Source organism: Paraburkholderia sediminicola (assembly GCF_046027355.1).
Classification (GTDB): Bacteria; Pseudomonadota; Gammaproteobacteria; order Burkholderiales; family Burkholderiaceae; genus Paraburkholderia; species Paraburkholderia sediminicola_B.
The window spans coordinates 46,880-68,215 of the sequence record NZ_JAQQEK010000029.1 but is presented as its reverse complement, the minus strand read 5'-3'; the positions used below and the strand labels follow the sequence as shown (position 1 = coordinate 68,215).

General features: G+C 64.0%; 21 protein-coding genes. 11 read left to right on the top strand and 10 right to left on the bottom strand.

Translation table 11 applies throughout. From position 1 onward, the window contains the following. Positions 1–16 precede the first annotated feature (16 nt). Genes PQR42_RS35115 through hypB form a run of 8 tightly spaced genes read left to right on the top strand, consistent with a single transcriptional unit; the run spans position 17 to position 7,203 of the window. Positions 17–118 carry a DUF6893 family small protein gene (locus PQR42_RS35115; RefSeq protein WP_370707810.1) on the top strand — a complete coding sequence of 34 codons (102 nt, stop codon included), beginning with the start codon at positions 17–19 and terminating at the stop codon, positions 116–118. Positions 119–142: 24 nt separating this feature from the next. Then, positions 143–2,554 carry a carbamoyltransferase HypF gene (hypF, locus tag PQR42_RS35110; RefSeq protein WP_408389964.1) on the top strand — a complete coding sequence of 804 codons (2,412 nt, stop codon included), beginning with the start codon at positions 143–145 and terminating at the stop codon, positions 2,552–2,554. A gap of 28 nt (positions 2,555–2,582) precedes the next feature. Further along, entirely contained in the window at positions 2,583–2,858 is a 276-nt protein-coding gene (locus tag PQR42_RS35105; RefSeq protein WP_408389966.1) for a HypC/HybG/HupF family hydrogenase formation chaperone, read from the top strand. Positions 2,859–2,889: 31 nt separating this feature from the next. After that, entirely contained in the window at positions 2,890–3,597 is a 708-nt protein-coding gene (locus tag PQR42_RS35100; protein ID WP_408389968.1) for a D-sedoheptulose-7-phosphate isomerase, read from the top strand. Then, positions 3,594–4,859 carry a hydrogenase formation protein HypD gene (gene hypD, locus PQR42_RS35095; protein WP_408389970.1) on the top strand — a complete coding sequence of 422 codons (1,266 nt, stop codon included), beginning with the start codon at positions 3,594–3,596 and terminating at the stop codon, positions 4,857–4,859. Before PQR42_RS35100 ends, hypD begins: the two co-directional genes overlap by 4 nt. Next, positions 4,856–5,938: a hydrogenase expression/formation protein HypE gene (hypE, locus tag PQR42_RS35090; RefSeq protein WP_408215917.1), complete on the top strand. Its 1,083-nt coding sequence runs from the start codon at positions 4,856–4,858 to the stop codon at positions 5,936–5,938. Before hypD ends, hypE begins: the two co-directional genes overlap by 4 nt. A 21-nt stretch (positions 5,939–5,959) precedes the next feature. Then, positions 5,960–6,289 carry a hydrogenase maturation nickel metallochaperone HypA gene (gene hypA / locus PQR42_RS35085; RefSeq protein WP_408215914.1) on the top strand — a complete coding sequence of 110 codons (330 nt, stop codon included), beginning with the start codon at positions 5,960–5,962 and terminating at the stop codon, positions 6,287–6,289. After that, the gene (hypB, locus tag PQR42_RS35080; protein ID WP_408389972.1) at positions 6,289–7,203 is read left to right on the top strand and encodes a hydrogenase nickel incorporation protein HypB; all 915 of its coding nucleotides are present in this window, start codon (positions 6,289–6,291) and stop codon (positions 7,201–7,203) included. The genes hypA and hypB overlap by 1 nt, the downstream gene beginning before the upstream one ends. A 54-nt stretch (positions 7,204–7,257) precedes the next feature. On the opposite strand, the gene PQR42_RS35075 is transcribed toward hypB, so the two are convergent. The 3 genes from PQR42_RS35075 to PQR42_RS35065 all read right to left on the bottom strand — a co-directional run bounded on the left by PQR42_RS35075 (position 7,258) and on the right by PQR42_RS35065 (position 11,416). Next, complete coding sequence (locus PQR42_RS35075; RefSeq protein ID WP_408389974.1) at positions 7,258–8,460, bottom strand: porin; 1,203 nt, start codon at positions 8,458–8,460, stop codon at positions 7,258–7,260. A 133-nt stretch (positions 8,461–8,593) separates the two neighbouring features. Next, positions 8,594–10,057 carry an amidase family protein gene (locus PQR42_RS35070; protein ID WP_408389976.1) on the bottom strand — a complete coding sequence of 488 codons (1,464 nt, stop codon included), beginning with the start codon at positions 10,055–10,057 and terminating at the stop codon, positions 8,594–8,596. A 45-nt stretch (positions 10,058–10,102) separates the two neighbouring features. Then, positions 10,103–11,416 carry an MFS transporter gene (locus PQR42_RS35065; protein ID WP_408215904.1) on the bottom strand — a complete coding sequence of 438 codons (1,314 nt, stop codon included), beginning with the start codon at positions 11,414–11,416 and terminating at the stop codon, positions 10,103–10,105. A 305-nt stretch (positions 11,417–11,721) separates the two neighbouring features. Here PQR42_RS35065 and PQR42_RS35060 point away from each other — a divergent pair, with 305 nt between their 5' ends. Beyond that, positions 11,722–12,654 carry a LysR substrate-binding domain-containing protein gene (locus PQR42_RS35060; RefSeq protein ID WP_408215902.1) on the top strand — a complete coding sequence of 311 codons (933 nt, stop codon included), beginning with the start codon at positions 11,722–11,724 and terminating at the stop codon, positions 12,652–12,654. A 25-nt stretch (positions 12,655–12,679) separates the two neighbouring features. Here the strand turns inward: PQR42_RS35060 and hpaC are convergent, their stop codons facing one another. Further along, the gene (hpaC, locus tag PQR42_RS35055) at positions 12,680–13,219 is read right to left on the bottom strand and encodes a 4-hydroxyphenylacetate 3-monooxygenase, reductase component (RefSeq protein ID WP_408389978.1); all 540 of its coding nucleotides are present in this window, start codon (positions 13,217–13,219) and stop codon (positions 12,680–12,682) included. A gap of 259 nt (positions 13,220–13,478) precedes the next feature. Here hpaC and PQR42_RS35050 point away from each other — a divergent pair, with 259 nt between their 5' ends. Continuing rightward, positions 13,479–14,141 carry a response regulator transcription factor gene (locus PQR42_RS35050; RefSeq protein WP_408389980.1) on the top strand — a complete coding sequence of 221 codons (663 nt, stop codon included), beginning with the start codon at positions 13,479–13,481 and terminating at the stop codon, positions 14,139–14,141. Between the two features lie 33 nt (positions 14,142–14,174). Here PQR42_RS35050 and PQR42_RS35045 read toward each other — a convergent pair whose 3' ends face one another. The 5 genes from PQR42_RS35045 to PQR42_RS35025 form a co-directional block, all read right to left on the bottom strand. Next, positions 14,175–14,918, bottom strand: coding sequence for an SDR family NAD(P)-dependent oxidoreductase (locus PQR42_RS35045; protein WP_408389982.1), 744 nt, complete (start codon positions 14,916–14,918; stop codon positions 14,175–14,177). A gap of 74 nt (positions 14,919–14,992) precedes the next feature. Beyond that, positions 14,993–16,117 (bottom strand): amidase, encoded by a 1,125-nt coding sequence (locus PQR42_RS35040; RefSeq protein ID WP_408389984.1) that lies wholly within the window; start codon positions 16,115–16,117, stop codon positions 14,993–14,995. After that, the gene (locus PQR42_RS35035; RefSeq protein ID WP_408389986.1) at positions 16,114–16,629 is read right to left on the bottom strand and encodes a nuclear transport factor 2 family protein; all 516 of its coding nucleotides are present in this window, start codon (positions 16,627–16,629) and stop codon (positions 16,114–16,116) included. The genes PQR42_RS35040 and PQR42_RS35035 overlap by 4 nt, the downstream gene beginning before the upstream one ends. A 10-nt stretch (positions 16,630–16,639) precedes the next feature. Next, on the bottom strand, positions 16,640–17,017 hold the full coding sequence (locus PQR42_RS35030; protein ID WP_408389988.1) for a hypothetical protein: 378 nt from the start codon (positions 17,015–17,017) through the stop codon (positions 16,640–16,642). Between the two features lie 56 nt (positions 17,018–17,073). After that, positions 17,074–18,246 carry an acyl-CoA dehydrogenase family protein gene (locus PQR42_RS35025; RefSeq protein WP_408389990.1) on the bottom strand — a complete coding sequence of 391 codons (1,173 nt, stop codon included), beginning with the start codon at positions 18,244–18,246 and terminating at the stop codon, positions 17,074–17,076. A 238-nt stretch (positions 18,247–18,484) separates the two neighbouring features. Between PQR42_RS35025 and PQR42_RS35020 the strand changes: the two genes are divergently transcribed. Beyond that, positions 18,485–19,981, top strand: a complete 1,497-nt coding sequence (locus tag PQR42_RS35020; RefSeq protein WP_408389992.1) for a PAS domain-containing sensor histidine kinase — start codon at positions 18,485–18,487, stop codon at positions 19,979–19,981. A gap of 7 nt (positions 19,982–19,988) precedes the next feature. Here PQR42_RS35020 and PQR42_RS35015 read toward each other — a convergent pair whose 3' ends face one another. Further along, the gene (locus PQR42_RS35015; protein ID WP_408215879.1) at positions 19,989–21,305 is read right to left on the bottom strand and encodes an MFS transporter; all 1,317 of its coding nucleotides are present in this window, start codon (positions 21,303–21,305) and stop codon (positions 19,989–19,991) included. Between the last annotated feature and the right edge of the window lie 31 nt (positions 21,306–21,336).

The following is a 21,336-nucleotide window of genomic DNA, read 5'->3' as shown; positions in this document are numbered from 1 at the left end:
TGAAGCGGGAGACATCATGAAAGGATTCCTGAAGTACCTGTTGTTGCCGGCATTGGTGGTCGGCGTGTTGGCGAATATGAAGGACATCAAGCGCTATATCCGCATCCGCAACATGTAGGCGAGAACGGCCAGGGAGATGGCGATGAGCACGCATGCACAGCCCACCGGGCAGGGTTCGACGCAGCATCCGGCGGTCGTGGCACCGATCGGCGAGGAGATTCGCGTGCGCGGACTGGTGCAGGGCGTCGGCTTCCGGCCGACCGTGTGGCGGCTTGCGCATGCCTGCGGCGTAGTCGGCGACGTGTGCAACGACAGCGACGGCGTGCTGATTCACGCATGGGGCGACGCGTGGATGCTGCAGCGCTTCATCGACAGCCTGAGCGCCGAGTGTCCGCCGCTCGCGCGCATCGACGCGATCGAGCGGCATCAGTTGAGCGAGGCGGCCGAGGCGAACGACTTTCGTATCGTGCCGAGCGTGAGCGGCCATGTGCAAACCGGCGTCACGCCCGACGCGGTCATCTGCGCCGACTGCGCGGCGGACATCGCTGATCCGGCGAACCGCCGCTACCGCTATCCGTTTACGAACTGCACGCACTGCGGCCCCCGGCTGTCGATCGTGCAGGCCATTCCCTACGATCGCGCCAACACGACGATGGCGGCGTTCGCCATGTGCGACGCGTGTCGCGCGGAATACGACGATCCCGCCGACCGGCGCTTTCACGCGCAACCGGTTGCGTGCCCGGCGTGCGGCCCGCGTGTCTGGCTGGAGAGCCGCGATGGCGCCCGTGTCAACGGCGACGACTCGTGCCGCGCGGCGAGCCAGCTGTTGCGGCACGGCGCGATCGTTGCCATCAAGGGCTTAGGCGGCTTTCAACTGGCCTGCCATGCGAGCGATGAAACCGCCGTCGCGCGTCTGCGGCGGCTGAAACGGCGTGAGCGCAAACCCTTCGCGCTGATGGCGCGAGATCTGCAAACCGTGCGCCGGTATTGCACGCCGAACGAAGCCGAATGCGCGCTGCTCGCGAGCGCCGGCGGACCGATAGTGATCATGTCCGCCAGTGGCGCCGAATGCGTCGCGCCGAGTGTTGCGCCGGGCGTCGGCACGCTCGGCTTCATGCTGCCGTCCACGCCGCTGCATCGGCTGCTGACGGAATCGATCGATTCCGCGCTGGTGGTGACGAGCGGCAACACCAGCGACGAGCCGCCGTGCATCGACAACGCGGACGCCCGCGCGCGTCTCGGCCGTATCGCCGATGTCTTCCTGATGCACGATCGCGACATTTCGCGCCGGGTCGACGATTCGGTGGCACGCGTGGTGCAGGGTACGGCGCGGATCGTGCGGCGCGCGCGCGGCTATGCGCCGGCGCCGCTGCTGTTGCCCAAAGGTTTCGCCGACACCCCCGCGGTGCTGGCGATGGGCGGCGAACTCAAGAACACCTTCTGCCTTGCGCGAGATGCGCAGGCGATCGTCTCGCATCACATCGGCGATCTGGAAGACGCGCTGACGTATGCGGACTATCGCCGCGCGGTGGCGCAGTATCTGCGGTTGTTCGAGCACGAACCCCAGGTGATCGCGCTCGATCTGCATCCCGAATACCTGTCGCGCAAGATCGGCTACGAGCTCGCGCAAGCCTCGCGGATTCCCGTGGTCGAAGTGCAGCATCATCACGCGCATCTCGCCGCCTGCATGGCCGAAAACGGCGTCGCCTTCGATGCGTTGCCGATGCTCGGCGTCGCGCTCGACGGTCTTGGTTACGGCGACGACGGCACGCTTTGGGGTGGCGAATTCATGCTGGCCGACTATCGCGGCTATATGCGGCTCGGCCGCTTCAAACCGGTGGCGATGCCGGGCGGCACGCGCGCCATCGACGAGCCGTGGCGCAATGCCTACGCGCATCTGCGGGCGGCTTTCGACTGGTACGGATTTACGCGGCACTACAGCGGTCTCGAGATGCAGCAGTTCCTGAGCAGCCGTCCGCGCGCCGCGCTCGACTCGATGATCGCGCAGCGCGTGAACAGCCCGCTCGCAAGTTCGGCGGGGCGTCTGTTCGACGCGGTGGCGGCCACGCTCGGCGTGTGCCGTGAGCGCGTGCTTTACGAAGGGCAGGCCGCGATCGAACTGGAGGCGCTGGTCGATCAGCACACGCTGCGCAACGATAGCGACGCGCATGCGTACCCGTTCGAGTTGACCAACACTGTGCCGGGTGGGTTGCGCTGCATTGAACCCCGGCCGATGTGGGAAGCCTTGCTCGACGATCTGCTGCGCTGCACGCCCGTGCCGGTGATTGCGGCGCGTTTTCACAAGGGCGTGGCGATTGCGATCGTGCGCATGGTGGAGTGTCTTGCCGATCTGCTGACCGGTCCGGCCGATGCGCGCAGCGTCGCGCTATCGGGCGGCGTGTTCCAGAACCGCATCCTGTTCGAACAGGTCGCAACGCGCCTCAACGAAGCCGGTTTTCGCGTTCTGACGCATCGCCAGGTGCCGGCCAACGACGGCGGATTGTCGCTTGGGCAGGCGGTCATCGCGGCGGCGCGGCAGCGCGACAAGGGTTGATATTTGCACGGGCAAAGGGGAGAGCGACATGTGTTTAGGCATCCCAGGGCAGATCGTCGAAGTGACGGATGCGGCGAACGATCTCGCGCTCGTCAATGTCGGCGGTGTGCGGCGCGTGATCAATATCGCGTTCGTGATCGACGAAGACCGGCCGGCGAGCGCGTGCGTCGGCGAATGGGTGCTGGTGCATGTCGGATTTGCGATGAGCCGGCTCGACGAGCAGGAAGCGGCGCGCACGCTTGCGCTGCTGCACGAACTGGGCGTCGCGCAGGGCGAGATGGATGAGCTGCGCGCCGCGCCGTGAGCGCGCTGTCACCAGGACACGGAGACCGGTCATGCCCGAACATGAATCGCTGCAAGCGCTGTATCCGTTCCTGCACGGCGCGCATCAGGATACTGAGCGGCTCGATGCGGCCCTGCTCGAATCGGTGCGCGCCAAGGCGCAGGACAGCGTGGATGCGAAGACGCGCTTCTTCGAGGAAAGCGCACCCGAGGTCGTGCGCGTTGCGCACGCCATTGCCGACGTGTATCGCCGCGGCGGCCGGCTCTTCGCGATGGGCAACGGCGGCTCGAGTTGCGACGCGGCGCATATCGCCGTCGAGTTTCTGCATCCCGTGACGACGGGACGTCCCGCGCTCACCGCCATCAATCTTGTCGCCGATATGGCCATGTTGACGGCGGTCGGCAACGACGTCGGCTTCAATCATATTTTCGTTCGGCAACTGGTGGCGCAGGCGCGGCGCGGCGATGCGCTGATCGGCGTGTCGACGAGCGGCAATTCGGAGAACCTGCTGGCCGCGTTCGAGAAGGCCAAAGAGATGGAGCTGCTGACCATCGGACTCTCCGGTCACGACGGCGGACGCATGGCCACGAGCGCCGCGCTCGATCATTGCCTCGTGGTGAGAAGCGACAGCATTCATCGCGTGCAGGAGACCCATGTCGCGATTTATCACATTCTGTGGGACCTCGTGCATACGCTGCTCGCCGACGACCGCGGCGGTCTCGGCGCTTCGGCCAAGGCGGCTGCGGGAGACACGCCATGAAGTACGTCGATGAGTTTCGCGACCCGGACAAGGCGAAAACGCTCGCGAGGGAAATCCGCGCGCTGGTGTCGCGCATCGAGCGCGCGAAGCAGCGTCCGTTGCAGATCATGGAAGTGTGCGGCGGCCACACCCATACGATATTCCGCTACGGCATCCAGCAATTGCTGCCCGACGCCGTCGAGTTCGTTCACGGCCCCGGCTGCCCGGTGTGCGTGCTGCCGATGGGCCGCGTCGACGATTGCGTTGCTCTGGCGGAGCGTCCGGAAGTCATCTTCACGACATTCGGCGACGCGATGCGCGTGCCCGGTTCGAGGAAAAGCCTGCTCAAGGCGAAAGCCGACGGCGCCGACGTGCGCATGGTCTATTCGCCGCTCGACGCATTGAAGATCGCGCAACTCAATCCGCAACGCGAGGTGATCTTCTTCGGCCTCGGTTTCGAAACGACGATGCCGAGCACCGCGATGACCGTCTTGCAGGCGCACGCGCAAAAGATCACGAATTTCTCGCTGTTCTGCAATCACATCACGATCATTCCGACCATCAAGGCGATTCTCGATTCGCCCGATTTGCACCTCGATGGCTTCCTTGGTCCGGGACATGTCAGCATGGTGATCGGCACGCGGCCGTATGACTTCATCGCGCGGCACTATCGCAAGCCGATCACGGTGGCCGGCTTCGAGCCCCTCGACGTGCTGCAATCGATGTGGATGGTGCTCAAGCAGATTGCGGATGGCCGCTGCGAGGTCGAGAACCAGTACGGACGGATCGTGCCGGAGGATGGCAACGCGCAAGCTTTGTCGGCGGTGGCGCGCGTGTTCGAGACGCGCGAGTTTTTCGAGTGGCGCGGACTCGGCTCGATCGATCATTCCGGCGTGCGGATGCGTGAGGCGTTTGCGGGATTCGATGCGGAGCGCAAGTTCGCGGTGCCGAATGTGAAGATCGCCGATCCGAAAGCGTGTCAATGTGGCGAGGTGCTCAAGGGCGTGATCAAGCCGCATCAATGCAAGGTGTTCGGCACGGCGTGCACGCCCGAGTCGCCGCTCGGCTCGCTGATGGTGTCGAGCGAAGGGGCTTGCGCGGCGTATTACAACTATGGGCGGATCGATACGTCGCGTATCGATGAACGGCGCCAGGCGCGGCAAGCGGCGGCGCAGACAGCGGCTCAGGCATTGGCTCAGGCGGCGCCATGTCTGGGCGCGGGCGGCATGGCCGCTACGGCTGCTGCGAGGCCTGCCGCTTCCACCGTGCGAGGCGGCCCATGAATGACCGCGCCGCCACCGCTATCAAACCCGGCGCGGCACACCGGGTGCGCGACGCCTCCGTGAATCTGGCGCACGGCAGCGGCGGCCGCGCGATGCGCGATCTGATCGAGGACGTGTTCGTCTCGACCTTCGACAATTCCACGCTCGCGGCGCTGGAAGATCAGGCCGTCTTCTCGCTTGCCGATCTCGCCACGCACGGCGACCGGCTCGCCTTCACGACCGATAGCTACGTAGTCGATCCGTTGTTCTTTCCGGGCGGCGACATCGGCACGCTGGCTGTCTCCGGTACGGTGAACGACCTGGCGGTGTGCGGCGCGACACCTTTGTATCTGTCGTGCGCGGTCGTGATCGAGGAGGGGTTCTCCGTCGATCTTCTGCGCCGTGTCGCGGCGAGCATGCAGCGCGTCGCGCTGGAAGCGAGCGTCGCGATCGTCACGGGTGATACGAAAGTGGTGGAGCGCGGTTGCGCAGACAAGCTGTTCGTCAACACCGCGGGCATTGGCGTGGTGCGCCACGATGTTTCGATCTCGGCGCGCAACGCGCGTCCCGGCGACGTGGTGATCGTCAACGGCTATCTCGGCGATCACGGCGCGGCAATTCTGGTAGCGCGTCAGCAGCTTGCACTCGAAGCCGACATAGAGAGCGATTGCTGTCCCCTCAACGGCCTCATCGCGGCGATGCTCGATGCTTGTCCGCAGATTCATTGTCTGCGCGATGCGACGCGCGGCGGTGTCGCGACCGTGCTCAATGAATTCGCACAAAGCTCGAACGTGACGATACGCCTCGATGAAGCCGCGCTGCCCGTGCGCGAACAGGTGCAGGGAGCCTGCGAAATTCTGGGGTTGGACCCGCTGTATCTGGCCAATGAAGGCAAGCTGGTGGCCGTCGTGCCGGCGGATGCCGCCGAACGCGTGCTGGCCGCCATGCGCGCGCATCCGGCGGGACGCGAGGCGGCGGTGATCGGTGCGGTGGAAAGGAGCGAGGCGGACGCGAGAGGGCTCGTCGTCATGCAGACGGTGTTCGGTGGGCGACGTATCGTCGATATGCTGGTGGGTGAGCAATTACCGCGTATCTGCTGAACCACCAAAGGAGAGCGCGCCGTGCACGAGTTGAGTATCGCGAACAGCGTCGTCGAGATTTGCGCGGAACAGGCGCACGGCGCGCGCGTGCGGCGCGTGACGCTGGAGATCGGGCAATTGTCGGCCGTCATGCCGGAAGCGATCCGGTTCTGCTTCGACGTGTGCGCGAAGGATACGGCGGTGGAGGGCGCGATGCTCGAGATCGTCGTGATACCGGGCGAGGCGCGCTGTCTCACATGCGGCGCGACGCTCGCGGTCGACGTGCCATTCGGGCAATGCGCTTGTGGCAGCGAGAGTCTCGAACTGATTTCCGGTCAGCAGTTGAAGATCCGGCAGATGGAGGTGGTGTGATGTGTACGACATGCGGATGCTCGAACACGCAGAGCGCGGCGGTGACTGATCTGGATGCGGCGGCGGGGGATGGGGCTCAGTCGCAGTCGAAAAGCAGTAGCGCGGGCTCGGCCGGAACTGCTTATCGGCGGGTCAGCGAGCGTCTTCGTGTTGGTGTCAGTGCGCATTCGCATTCCCACTCGCACAGCCATCACGATGATCACGAGCACGGGGATGTCCACCACCATCACGAACATCACCACGAACACGAACATGGCACCTCGATCAACCTCGAACGCGACATCCTGGCGAAAAACCAGTTACTAGCCGAACGCAATCGCGGCTGGCTCGCCGGTCGTTCGATACTGGCGCTGAACCTGATGAGTTCGCCGGGCGCCGGCAAGACGACATTGCTCGAAAGAACGATCCGCGATCTGGGTACCGCGTTCCCGCTGACGGTGATCGAAGGCGATCAGGCCACGCTCAACGACGCCGAGCGGATCCGCGCGACCGGCGCGCGCGTGGTGCAGATCAACACCGGCACCGGGTGCCATCTCGACGCGGAGATGGCGTCGAGAGCATTGACGCAACTCGACCCGCCGCTGCATTCGGTGGTGATGATCGAAAACGTCGGCAATCTGGTGTGTCCGGCGTTATTCGATCTGGGAGAAGCAGCCAAGGTATTGATTCTTTCGGTGACTGAAGGCGAGGACAAGCCGATCAAGTATCCGTATATGTTCCGGGCGTGTTCCTTGTTGTTGCTGAACAAGATCGACTTGTTGCCGCATTTGCGTTTCGATGTCGAGCGGTGTATTGAGTATGCGAAGCGTGTCAATCCTCAAATGCAGATTCTTCAGGTCTCGGCGCAGAGCGGAGAGGGAATGGAGGGGTGGTATGGATGGTTGCGGACGAGAGCAACCTCGATTCACGCATAGAATGGAGTGGGGCCGCCGCATGTACACGGTGAGCCCCGCGTCTGTGAGCCGGAATCAGAACTTATGCCGCATCCCAATCCGCACCACCGCCTGCTTATCATCCGCCGAAGCAGACGGACCGTTGATCGCGGCAACGGCTTGCTTGCCGGTCGAGTCCGTTCCAGACGCCTTCTGATAAACGCCAATCAAGTAAACATCAGTACGCTTCGAAACGAAGTAATCGATACCTGAAGCGAATTGATGATAAGTCGCTCCGGTCATGCCCTTCACCGAGCTTCCCTTCGTGTAGTCATACGCGAGTCCGCACAGCAAGTCGGGCGTAATCTGATACTTGAAGTTCACCTCGGCATTATTCAACGTCGCATTGCCGCTCAACCCGGCCGGATTCGGTCCTGAAGATAAATCTCCGAGATCGCGAAAGCTCGTATTCGAATACGTCGCGCCGAACGTCGCCGCACCGAAAAGGTAGGACGCCCCCGCGCCGATCACGTGCATGGATTTCGCCGACGCATAACCCGAATACACCGGTGAGAGCATATTGCTCCCCGGCACGCCATTTACCGTCGCGGCGGGACTCCCCGTACTGCCGAAGAAAGACGTATTCGGATTGGCGACGTCGAGATATCCCACACCCAGTGCCAACGGCCCGTTCACGTAGCCGGCGGACACTGACCAGATGCGATTGCGCGAGAAATTGCCGGCCACGCCGCCGAGGCTATACAGCGCTTCCACCGTCAACCCGCCATACGTGTTGCTGGTGAACTTGATCGAGTTATTCGTCGAGTTGGTGTTGTTGATGTTGTCGAGATCGCCCGGATGCGCGGCCATGTAGCCGCCCCATTGATCGCCCACTTCGAACGGCCCGAGAATATCGACGTTGGTATCGTATTGCCGCCCGAGCGTCACCGTGCCGAACGCGCCGGACAATCCCACCCATGCCTTCTTGCCGAACAGGAGCCCGCCCTGGCCGAACTTACCGGTGCTTGCGTCGAAGCCGTTCTCCAGCATGAAGATCGCTTTCATGCCGCCGCCGAGATCTTCCGATCCGCGCAAACCCCAGCGGCTTTGTTGCATCACACCGCTCAACAGACGAACCGCGCTGTGGCCCGAGACGCTGCCGTTGCTGTTGGTCGTCGGCGCATTGCTCGTATAACTCAAACCTTCATCGATGATGCCGTATAGCGTGACGGCACTCTGTGCGTGCGCGGCTGCCGGAATGGTCGCGGCGAGGCATACTGCCAGTAGCGTTTTTTTCATGTGGTCTGACGCTCAGGTGGAGAAAGTGCGAAAAGTGACGGACGTGTTCGCTCCCGCGAGCCACGCGTTGCTTGTCTGCCAGCAGCCGGCGGGAAACCGGCTACTGGAAGAACCCGGGATTAAGGAATAGCGTTTAGCGCGAGCCGGTGATCAACGGCGGCCGCATCGCTCCATGTGAGGCCGCTGCCTCATGGGCATGGCCGAATTGCAGCAGGCCCCAATCGTCGCGAAAGCGTCCGGCGATCTGCAGGCCGATCGGCAGGCCGGACGCGCTGAACCCGCACGGCAACGCCAGCACCGGCGATTCGGTGGACGACAGATACCAGCAGATCCGCATCCAGTCGATGTACGAGTCGTAGGGCGTGCCCATGAATTCAGTGGGCCAGCGCAGATCGGCATCGAAGGGCAGCATTTGCGTGGCGGGCAGCACGTAGAACGCGTGGTTGTCCATGAAGCGGCGCATACGCTCGAACAGCGCGGTCTTGCGCACGAACATGTCGCCCAGATCCGCCGCCGAGAGCGAGCGATGCAGGCGGCACTCTGCTTCGATCTCCGGCTTCAATTGCGTGCGTGCGTCCTCATCGAGCCGATCGACGAGACTGCCGATCATCCACGCACGCTCCATGCGGAACACGTCCTCGACGTCGCCGAGATCGGGGTCGGCGAATTCGACCTCGCAGCCCATGGACTCGAACACGGCGGCCTGGGCCTGCACGGCGCGCTGAATCTCGGGATCGACGGCGAGGCCCGCAAGCTGCACCGACATGGCGATGCGCGTGCCGCGAAAGTCGCGTCGCAACGGCAGTGCGAAGCGAGAACCGGGCTCGCCGATCTCCGTCGCGGTTTCGCCCGACGGACCGGCGATCGCGCTCAACAGCAGGGCCGTGTCGGCGACGTTGCGCGCCATCGGTCCGTCCACGCCGAGCGTCGCCCAGCCATTCGAATCCGGCGCGCGCGGCACGCGTCCCGGCGAGGGACGCAAGCCGACCACCGCATTCCACGCCGCCGGATTGCGCAGCGAGCCGCCCATGTCGCTGCCGCACGCGAGCGGATTCATGCCGCACGCCACCGATGCCGCCGCGCCGCCGCTGCTGCCGCCCGCTGATTTGCTCAGGTCCCACGGATTGCGCGTCACGCCGAACACCTCGTTGAAGGTGTGCGAGCCCGCGCCGAACTCCGGCGTATTCGATTTGCCGATCATCAGCGCGCCCGCCGCATCGCAGCGGCGCGCGATCAGCGCACTATGTTGCGGCACGTGATGTTCGAATACCTTCGAGCCGAACGTGGTGCGCACGCCTCGCGTCGCGGTCAGATCCTTCTGCGAAACCGGCAGTCCGTGCAGCGGACCTTGCCAGATGCCACGCGACCATTGCGTATCGATTTCCGCGGCACGCGCGCGTAAAGTCGAGGGGTCGGCGATCGTCACCAGCGCGTTGACTTGCGGGTTCACGGCTTCGATACGCGAGAGGTGGGCGTCGAGTATCTCGACGGCGCTGACGGTTTTTTTGCGCTGCAGATCCAGCAAGGTGACGGCGGACAGATCGCAGAGTTCGCTGCCCGTGGCGAGCGATGCATCGGCATGAAGAATGTCTGACATGAGAATTTCGCGTTGAAAGAGAGTGAATGACGCGTGAGTCGCGGCTCAAATATCCTGGCGCGTGCGGTCGACCACGAACAGCAGCGCGATCAGCGAGAGCACGCCGCAGACGATCACGTACCACGCGGGCGCGGCAGGATCGCCAGTCGACTGGATCAGCCACGTCACGATGAATTGCGCGAAGCCGCCGAAGATGGACACGCCCGCGGCATACGCGATCGACAGCCCTGTCGCGCGCGTGCTGCGAGGAAACATCTCGGGCAGCATGGTGCCGTTCGCGCCGGCGTTGATGGAGTGCAGCGCGGCAAGCCCGCAGACGACGAGATAAAGCGTGCTGACCGAAGGCGCGTGCTCGATCAGATAGAAGCCCGGCAGGATCAGCAGCGTCAGCAGCAGGCGCGAGATGAACGTGACGCGTTTGCGTCCATACATGTCGGACCAGATACCGCCCACCGGCGACATCACCAGCATGACGGCGCCCGCGAGAATTCCGCACCACAAGGCCGCGTCCATGGGCAGATGCAGCACCTTGATCGCATACGTCGACATGTAATAGATCACGATGAAATGCGCGGACGTGCCGCCGATCACGAGCAGAAACGCCACCAGCACGAGACGCCAGTCGCGTTTCATCACGGTCTTCAGCACGCCGGCGGAATCGCGCGCGGCGTCGGCGGGCGCGTCGGCTTCGCTGCCCAGACGCGAACGCAGATACAAGCCGAGTGGCGCGATCAGAATGCCCGCGAGGAACGGAATGCGCCAACCCCACGCTTCGAGCGATGCCTTGTCGAGGTAATGCGAGAGCAGGAAGCCGACCAGCGAACCCGCCAACGCGGCCGCGCCTTGACTTGCAAACTGCCAACTCGTGATGAACCCGCGCCGCGCGGTGGGCGCGCGCTCGGCGAGCAGCGTGGTCGCGACGCCGACCTCACCACCCGCGGAGAAGCCTTGCAGCAACCGTGCGGCGACTATAGCGAGCGGCGCCGCGATGCCGATTTGCGCGTAGGTCGGCATCACGCCGATCAGGCCGGTGCCGACCGCCATCGTGACGAGCGTGAGATTCATCGCGGCGATGCGTCCGAAGCGGTCGGCCAGCACGCCGAACAGCACGCCGCCGAGCGGCCGAGCAACGAAGCCGATGCCGAACGTGCCGACCGAGAGCAGCAGTTGTTGCTGCGACGAAGCGAGCGGAAAGAACAGCTTGCCGAGCAACACGGCGAAAAAACTGTAGACGGTGAGGTCGAAGAATTCGAATGCGTTGCCGATGGTCGTCGCGACGATCAAGCCGCGGGTCGAGGCGCCGTGCGCGGCGCTGTGACTGACATCGTGCAGCGAGGAACTGAGTGACGGTGACTTCATGAACGGGATCCCTGTGGAGGTGAATCGAACCGTGATGCTTCAGGACACTGGCGCGCAGCGCCTTCAATGACGACGACATGAAAAGTCTAGGGAGTTCAAAAAACCATCTGGATTTGCTTTTTCTTATTGTGATAACGCAGGGTTATCGCGTCCGGCGGGACGGCCGTGGGCGGCATGGGCAATGCGTATTTGGGAGCATGGCCGGGGTTTTTATCGCGGTGTACCATCGATTCAAGCCTTCAGCCGCCGCTCTGGCGCTGACCGTGAGTCCCTTCCACCAACGGTTCGACTAACCGCTCACGCCCGTGAAATACAACCAGTTGCGCGCTTTAGTGGCCATTGCCCAGCACGGCAGCATCCGCGCCGCGGCAAAGACGGTGTGCCTGTCCCAGCCTGCATTGACGAAGGCGATCCGCGAACTCGAACAGGAATTGGGCGTGCCGCTCGTGACGCGCAGCGCGCGTGGCGCACAACTCACGCAGTACGGCCAGGCCGTTTGCGCTCGGGCGAAACTCATCCTCGCCGAGATGCAGCATGCGAAAGACGATGTGGTGCTGCTCTCGGGCCAGGAGGGCGGCACGGTCTCGTGCGCGGTCACGCCACTGGTGTCGTTGAAGTTCCTGTCGCGCGCGATCCATACCTTCCGGCAGCGCATGCCGAAGACCCGGCTCTCGGTTCAGGAAGGTTTTCTCACAGCCGCTCTCGCGCGTCTGCGCGACGGTTCGCTCGACTTCGTCATTGCAATCGTCGATGAAAAGAAGCTCGCGCCGGAGTTCGTGTTCCGCTCGTTGCTCGACGGTGAGTTGATTATCTCGGCGCGCAAGGGGCATCCGTTGGCGAATGCGCAGTCGATCGCGGAACTGGAAGGCGCGGACTGGATGCTGAACACGACACCCGAAAGCATCGGCCAGTCGCTGCAGGATTTTTTCGTGCGGCACGGGGCGAGTGCGCCGCACGTGGTGGTGGAGTGCAGCTCGTTCAGTGCGAGCTTTTCGCTGTCGGTCAACAGCAATCTGCTGTCGTGCTGCCCGAAGAGTTTTCTCGAGACCGACTGGATTCGCGAGCGCATCGTCTCGGTGCCGGTGCGCGAAGCGTTGCCGCGCGTGTCGGTGGGAATCATTTCGCGGCGCGACGCATTGAATACGTCAGCCTGCGATTATCTGATCGACTGTTTCGTCGAAGCCGTCGCGTCAGCGCCGCTTTTTCAATTCGACGCCGATCGCGCGGACGTGGCCTGAGCCACTTACGCGCCGTGGTCATGCATCAATGCGACGCCGCGCGTTTGATGCGATGGAAGTTGCGATCGAAGTAGATCAGCCCGTCACCATCGCTTCGCACGCTGATGCGTGTGGTCTTCACGAACATCACCGAGTGCGAGCCGACTTCCTTCAGGTCGACGATCTCGCCTTGCAGACTCGCCAGCGCGTCGCGCAAGACCGGCACGCCGTGCGTGCCTTCATCCCAGATCGGCCAGCCGAAGCGTTCTTCCATCGGCACCTGGGTCATGCCCGCGAAGTGGCGCGCGAGCAATTCGTGCTCGCCGGGGAGCACGTTGACGCAAACATGCCGGTTGCTCTGGAAGGTCGCGTGCATCGCGCTCGACCGGTTCAGACAGACGAGCAGCGTGGGCGGCGTATCGGTAGCGGAGCACACGGCGCTTGCGGTCACGCCGCAGCGTCCATGCGGGCCGGCTGTCGTGATGACGTTCACGGCGGCACTGAGGTGCGCCATGGCCTGACGGAATTGTTGTTTGACGTCGATGTGAGCTTCGGCGTCGGGAGTCGCGTGTGAGGTCGGCGTCATCGTTTGGGTTCCTCGGGCAGGTGTCGAGTGATTGGATTCAAGCGTACTCAATCGCCGTTCGGAAAAAAATCCGCGCGAGCGGCAGGCGGGCAGGCGTGTTTCCCAGTGCATCTAAAGCTTTCCCCAATGTGTGGTTGAGCGCTGGACGCATGGACCATGATTAACGAGTCCTTCAGGGTAACTATCGCTTTGCATCGCTTTTCCCGCTGGTTATGATGGACTGGGTTTCACGCTTCGAATCGCATCTAAGACGACCACCATGTCCCAGCCTTTGCAATCCACCACGCCCCTTGCACCGATCGTCTACATCGTCGACGACGACAGCGGCATGCGCACGTCGCTCGCGTGGCTGCTCGAATCGGTTGGCGTGAAGTCGGCGGGCTTCGCGAATGCCGGCGAGTTTCTCGGCGCGTTCGATCCGGACGTGCCTGCCTGTCTCGTGCTCGACGTGCGTATGCCGGAACACAGCGGCTTCGATGTGCAAGCGGAATTGAACCGTCGCGGCGCCACGTTGCCGATCATTTTCGTCAGCGGTCACGGCGACATTCCGATGTCGGTGCGTGCGTTGCAAAACGGCGCGATCGATTTCGTCGAGAAACCGTATAACTCGCAGCAGATGCTAGACCGCGTGCAAAGCGCGCTGAAGCTCGCAGCGCAGCGTCATGTGGCCGGCCAGAAGCAGCGTGAGCTGCGCAAGCGGATCGAGTCGCTGACCGCGCGTGAAAAGGAGGTGCTGCGCGGCGTGATCGACGGCAAGGGCAGCAAGCGCATTGCCAGCGATCTGTCGATCAGCGTGAAGACCGTCGACGTGCATCGCGCGAGCATCAAGGACAAGCTCGGCGCGGCCTCCATCGCGATGCTGGTGCGCGAGGTGATGGCGGTGTGGGATCAGGATGCGGCCACGGGCGGCATGCAGCGTTGATGCGTGCCGCTGTGGTGGACCCGCGCATCCGCATCAGCGCATGAACAGTCCGCCGTTCACATCCCAGCACGCGCCGTTCGCGAAGTAGGCGTTTTCCGCGGCGAGCATCACGGCTACATCGGCGACATAATCCGCTGAGCCTAGACGTCCCGCTGGAATGTTCGCGATCACTGCCTTCAGTTTGTCGGGCGCGACACTTTCATGCACGATCGGCAGATCCATCGGTCCAGGCGAAATGGCGTTGACGGTCACGCCCGCCGGGCCGAGATCGCGCGCGAAGACCTTGGTGAGCGTGATCACACCGCCTTTCGCGGCAGCATAGTGCGCGCCGGTTGCCGAGCCGCCGTTCTGTCCCGCGAGCGACGCGATGTTGACGATACGGCCCGCGCCCGCGTCGGCGAAATGCTGGCCGAACACCTGGCAGCCGAACAGCACGCTGCGCAAGTTCACGTTGATGACCTGATCGAATTGCTCGGCGGTAATGTCCATCACGCTTACGACTTTGGACGCGCCCGCGTTGTTGACCAACGCATCGATATGCCCCCAGCGCTGCAGGATGGCGTCGCGTGCCGCGGTGAAAGCGGCTTTCGCGGTGACATCGAGATTCAGCGCGAACGCGGTGGAACCGTCGGCGCTCAGATCGCGCGCGAGGGCTTGTGCGGCATCGAACGCGATATCGCCGATGGCGACCGCGTAACCCGCCGCATGAAAGCGCGTGGCGATCGCGGCGCCCAGACCGCGCGCGGCGCCGGTGACAAGAACGACTCTTTTCTGCATTGCATCCACTCCACTTCGCTCCACTTCAAAAAAACGGCCGCTATTCGTGCGGCCCGAGGCATGGCTCAAGCGAATCAAGCGGCGAGGGCAGCTTCGAAACGCGCCGCGATCGCGCACACCTGCTCATCCTGACCCTTGCGTCCGACGATCTGCAAGCCGGCCTTGAGCGGCGAGCCGTCGATCGGCAACGGCAAACTCAGCGCGGGATGGCCGCTCAGATTGAACGGCCGGATCAGCGACGACATCGCAATCACCGACGTGCCGCCGCGTGCTTCGTCGAGTGTGATCGGCAAGGCGGGCAGCGTGGGGAGAATCAGCACGTCGACGTTGTTGAGCGCGTGATCGACTGCCGCGGTGAAGCCGCGGCGCACCTGTTCGGCCGCGTCGAGTTGCGCGGCGGTCGCGTTGGCCGCGGCGCGCAGGCGCGCGTCGAGATCCGCGCCGAGTTTGCCGCTTGCCACCAGATGACCGAACGCACGCGATGTCTCGGCGTTGATGACGGCGAGGCCCGCGTCGAAGGCGGCGGCGAGGCCGGTGAGCGGCAACGTGTGCGCGGCGCAACCGGCTTGATCGGCCGCGCGTGTCACGGCTTCGAGGATCTCGGCCGTGGCCTCGGCCTGCACGATGCCGACTTTGCACGCGCCTTGCCATGCGTGCGCGGCGTTCGCATCGAAGTTAGCGGTGATGGCCTGCATCGCGGCAACGAGCATGCGCATGTCACGTGCAAACGGTCCGACACAATCGAGCGTGGACTCTCGCGGCGCCACGCCGAGCCGCGACACGCGCCCGAAGGTCGGCTTCAATCCAATCACGCCGCAACAGGCGGCCGGGCCGCGGATCGAGCCGCCGGTGTCGGTGCCGAGCGCGGCGTCGGCGAGTTTCAGTCCGACTGCCGCCGCCGATCCGCTCGACGATCCGCCCGGAATGCGCGCAGCGTCTTGCGGATTCTGCGGCGTGCCGGTGTAGTCGTTGATGCCGGTCATGCCGAACGCCAGTTCATGCATGTTCGCCTTGCCGACGATGTGCCAGCCGGCCGCGAGCAATCGTTCGACCACTTCCGCATGCTTTTGCGCGGGCGGAGCATCCGCCAGCGCGCGGCTGGCGGCGGTGGTGGCGTAACCGGCGATGTCGATCGTGTCCTTGATCGCGATGCTCGGACCGGTGCCGCCTAACGACAGCGTCTGGATAAACTCGTTCATGGGTGCGGTTTCCTTGCATTGACTTGCCACGGCGCGTCGAACAGGCGCTCCGTGCGAAAGTGCATGATGAGCCAGTCATGGCCGTTGCCGGCAGGCGCGAAATCCACTTCGAGGCGCGCCGAGATCAATTCGGCTGGCGCATCGACATAGCCCGAGGCCTGCAGCATGATCCAGCGGCCTTTCGCGCTCGCGCCCTGCACGTCGATGGATTCCGACGTGAGGAAGTGCACGTTCACCGAGAAATGCGGCGAGGGCGGCAGATAGCGCGTGAGCATCGCGAGAATTTCAGCGTGGCCCGTCAGGCGGCCGAACTTGCTCGTGTACTGTGGGCCGATGCCTTCCCAGATCGCGTCGGCGGCGAAGAGTGCCGCGAGCGTCTCGCCTTCGAGCGCGCCGGACGGCACGTCGCATAGCGCCATATAGCGGGCCATCGTGCGGCGCACGGCTGATTCGGCTTCGAGCGCGGCGAGGCGTTCGGTCAATATGGCAAGCGTATCCTGGTTCGCGTTCATTGCGGCACGCTCAAGCGGCGTTGGCATGTTGCGGCGGCACTTGCAGCGCACGCCCGACACGCGCTTCGATCTTGCCGTAGCGCCACAGGTTGTACTGGCCCACCGGCGTGGTGCGATACAGATTGCAAACCGCCACGGTGGTGTCGAAATCGCGCACGTCGGCCATGATGTAGAAGGTCCACGGCGAGTTGTCGGCATGGCCTACCGTGAGGCGGTCGTCGTCCATGATGCCGAGCACCTTGACGCCTTCCATCGACTCGATGGCAGCCAGCATCTTGCCGTACGCCTGCCAGACTTCGCCGATTTGTTCGCGCGGCAAGTCGAAGAAATTCTGTGTGACGCCGCAGCAGAACAGAACACGCAGCGGCGGCGTTGAAGTGTCGGACATGAGGTGTTGCTCCTTGCAATCGTAGCTACGTGGATGGTGATCGATCGGAAAGCGGCTTACAGGTAGCCCGGAATCGGCGGTACGCCTACGAACACCGCGCCGGCGCCGTCGTAGTTGCCTTCGCCAAGAAACGCGTGCTGGGTCACGACCATCGAGTCGCGCATCAACCGCTGCAATGGATGCGAGCGATAAATCGCCATCGTGCCGCCGAGCCGGTAGGCGCGCTGCACGACCTCGGCGCCTTCGCGGGCGATCTGCGTCGCTGAGAGACGCAGCAGGCTCACCTGATCCGCAGTGACCGGATTGCCGGCGAGAATCGATTGCCAGACTTCATTGGTCGTGTCGTAGAAAAATGCACGAGCCGAGCGCAGTTGCGCCTCCGCTTTCGCGAGTTCGATGCGGTAGTACGCGCGGTCGGCGAGTTGCGGGGCGCCCGTGGTTGTTTTGCGACCGCCGGCCATGTGGTTTGCGACGTCGAGCGCGGCGCGCGCGAGGCCGAGGTTGACCACGGCAAGCACTTGCGCGGCGTAGGCGATAGTTGGGTAGCGATACAGCGGTTCGTCCACGCACGGTTCGCCGCCGCGCACGAAGGTCCAGTCGTCGGCGACGAACTGGTCGCAGACGCGCAGATCGTGGCTGCCGGTGCCCTGCATGCCGACCACGTCCCAGTTCTCGACGATCTCCACCTGATGCGGACGGAACACGGCCGTGCGCGGTTTGCCTCCGGTGCCTGGGGCGCCCACGCCGATCCCCACGCCGAGCCAGTCCGCGCCTTTGCATCCGCTCGCGAATTTCCACGTGCCGTTCACGCGCCAGCCGCCTTCAGCGGGCTGTGCCGGTTGTACCGGGAAGAGGCCGCCCGCGAACACCTGATCGGGGCCGTCGGCGTAGATTTCCGCCTGGGTGTGCAACGGCAGCGCCGCGAGGTAGACATTGGCCGAGCCGAAGCTCGCGACCCACGCCGCCGAACCATCCGCCACCGCGATGCGCTCGATCATGTCGAGAAACGCGGCTGGCGCGAGCGCGTCGCCGCCGAAACGCCGCGGCGTGGCAGCGCGATAGACGCCCGCACGCTTGAGCTTGGCGATCACGTCGCGCGGCACATGCGAGAGACGGTCGAACTCGTCGCGGCGCGCGGCGATCTCGGCGATCACTTCATCGAGCGTCAGACGGGCGGCGCTCGACGTGCTCGATTGGTCGGCAGCAACGGCGGTGGCGGTGTCGGACATGATGGGATTTCTCCTTGATTCGTTATTGGCTGAAACTCGCGGCACGTTGGGCACGAAATGACGAGCCGTGCGGGTTCAGAGCAGTCTAGAAATGCAAAAAGAACGCTTCAATTGGGACGCGGGGTGCTTGTTTAGGTAACGCTCCGGGGTCATCTAAAGAAATCTTCAGGCGCGCAACACGCGCGCTGGTGTTATGTTTCTGCCCATACGTGATCGAACCTGTGTGCCGTACTGCCCGATGAATTTCCCCGCCGAAGAAGACTTCCACCGCCTGCTCGACGCGCTCACGCTGTGCGTGCTGCTGCACGACGCCGACACCAAGGCAATCGTATGGGCCAATCGCGCGGCCTGCGAGGCGCTCGGCTTTACGCTCGCCGAATTGCTGCCGCTCAAGGCGAAGGACATGACGCGTCCGGTGCCGAAGTACCGTCGCGAGATCGGCGTGGGCGCGATGGACCGTTCGATCACCGAAGGCCCGCAGGTGTACGAGTGGTGTTACCGCTCGCGCACCGGTGCCGACATGTTGTCCGAGGCGATCGCCACTTACGTGCCGCTGCGCGAACGCGCGGTGGTGATGGTGCAGTTCCGCGACATCAGCGCGGAAGACACGCTCAAGCAAACGCTGCGCCGTTACGAATCGCGGCTGCGCGAATTCATGCAGGATCTCGGCGAAGGCGTCGCGGTGCTGACGCCCACGGGCGAAGTGGAGTTCGTCAGCGAGTCCGGCCGGCGCGTGCTCGGTCTGGATGAGGGCGCGCCGATGGGGGACGTGCTCGACTATTGCAGCGAGCCGGACCGCAAGCGTCTGCTGGAACAGCTTGCCAACGCGCCGCGGATTCAACCGTCGGCGCCGCAGCGTTACCGCATCACGCGCCGCGACGGCACGCCAGGCTGGTTGCGCATCACGTGCCGGCGTATCGAGATCGAAAACGACCTGAATGGCCGGCTGCTGCACTTTCGTGACGTGACGGACGAGGTTGCCGTCGAAGAAGCGCGACGCAACGAAGCGCGTTTGCTCGAATATGCAGGGCGTTACAACGCGATGGGAGAAATGGCCACCGCCATTGCCCATGAACTGAGCCAGCCGCTTGCCGCCGTGCGCAACTTCATCGAAGGCGCGATCCGGCGGCTCGCGCAACCCGCTTCGATCGACGATGCCGTGTGGGGCCTGCGCAACGCCGATCGTCAGGCTGAACATGCGGCGTTGATCATCAAGAGCGTGCGCGATTACATCGTCAAGCGCGAGCCGAGCGAGACGCATGCGGATCTGCGCGAGGTGCTCGCGGACGTGGCGTACTTCATCGAATTGCGTGCGCGCGAGGCGGGCGTGATGCTTACGATCGAGCAGGCGACCGAGCCGCTGCCTGTTTATGTCGAGCGAGTTTTGATCGGGCAGGTGGTGTTGAATCTGGCCTTCAATGCGATAGAAGCGCTTGGAGAAGGGACAAACGAAGGCGCGACCTTGGAGCGCCGTGAGCTTCGCCTCGTCACGCATCTGCGTGGCAAACACGCTATCACGCAGGTGATCGACAACGGTCCAGGTGTTCCCGCCGATGCACACGGCCGTCTCTTCGACGGCTTCTCCTCGTCGAAAGCGGGCGGCAATGGCATCGGACTCTCGCTGTGCAAGAACATCGTCACGCGGCACGGCGGCGAGATCTGGGCAAAACCGACGCAGCACGGCGGGCTCGAGTGCAGCTTCTCGCTGCCGCTCGTCGCCGCGCCGGCCGGCTGATCGCAGTTCAATCATGCGTCGTGCTGGTGTTGCGGGGAATCGTCACGAGCGTGAGCGCGGTGATCACGCCGAAGCCGATCAGCATCAACGCGACCGGCCACGGTGCGCGCACTTTCGCGTACAGCGCGGTCGCGACAAGCGGTGCGAGTCCGCCGGAAAAGACTGAGGCGATTTCGTGACCCAGCGCCATGCCCGAGTAACGCACTTCCGTGGGGAACAGTTCGCCCATCAATGCGGGTTGCGTGCCGATCATCGCTGCGTGGCAGAACGGCAGGCCGAGCACGAGCGACAGGAACACGAGCATCGGCTGATGCGTGTCAATCAGCCAGAACGCGGGAAACGCGATCACCACCAAGCCGAGCGCGCCGATCATATACACCGGCCGCCGCCCGATCACGTCCGACAGACGCCCCCACAACACGATCGTCACGAGTTCGAGCAGCATGGCCGCCATCACGCCGCCGAGCATCACCGAAACGGGCACGCCGATCGTCTTGCCGTACACCAGCACGAACGAAAGAAAGATATACGTTCCGCCGTTTTCAGCGACGCGCAGCCCCATCGCCTGCAAGACCTGCTTCGGATGATTGCGCAGCACGGTCAGCACGGGCATGTGTTTCGGTTTGGCGGCCGTGAAGTCGCGGCTCTCCGGCAAGCGCCGGCGAATGTACACGCCGACGCCGAAGATCAGCACGCTGGCAAGAAACGGCACGCGCCAGCCCCACGACATGAAGCTTTCGACGGGCAAGCGCTGCACCAGATAGAACGCGGCCGCCGACAACACGAAGCCACCCGCCACGCCCAACTGACTGAACGCCGCATAGTAGCCGCGACGATTGGCCGGCGCGCTCTCGCTGATCAACAGCACGCCGCCGCCCCATTCGCCGCCTGACGCAATACCTTGCACGACCCGCAGGCACACGAGCGCGGCAGGCGCGAGAAAGCCGACTTGCGAGAACGTCGGCAACAGGCCGATGCCGAAGGTCGCCACGCCCATCATCATCAGCGTGATGACGAGCGCGCGTTTGCGGCCGTGCCGGTCGCCGATATGGCCGAACACGATGCCGCCCAGCGGCCGCGCCAGAAAACCGATTGCAAAGCCCGCGAAAGCGGCGAGCGTGCCCAGCAGCGGGTCGCCATGCAGCGGGAAGAACAACGGTCCGAAGATCAGTGCGGCGGCCGTGCCGTACAGAAAAAAGTCGTACCACTCGAGCGCATTGCCGAGGACCGAGGCGACGATGATCCGCCGCAATGTGCGCGAGGTGGCCGGCGCCGCGGATGCTGGAGGCGCTCCGGCCGTGGGAGAAAACGTGTCGTTTTGCATCGTCGTGCCCGCTGGTTCGCAATAATTGGTA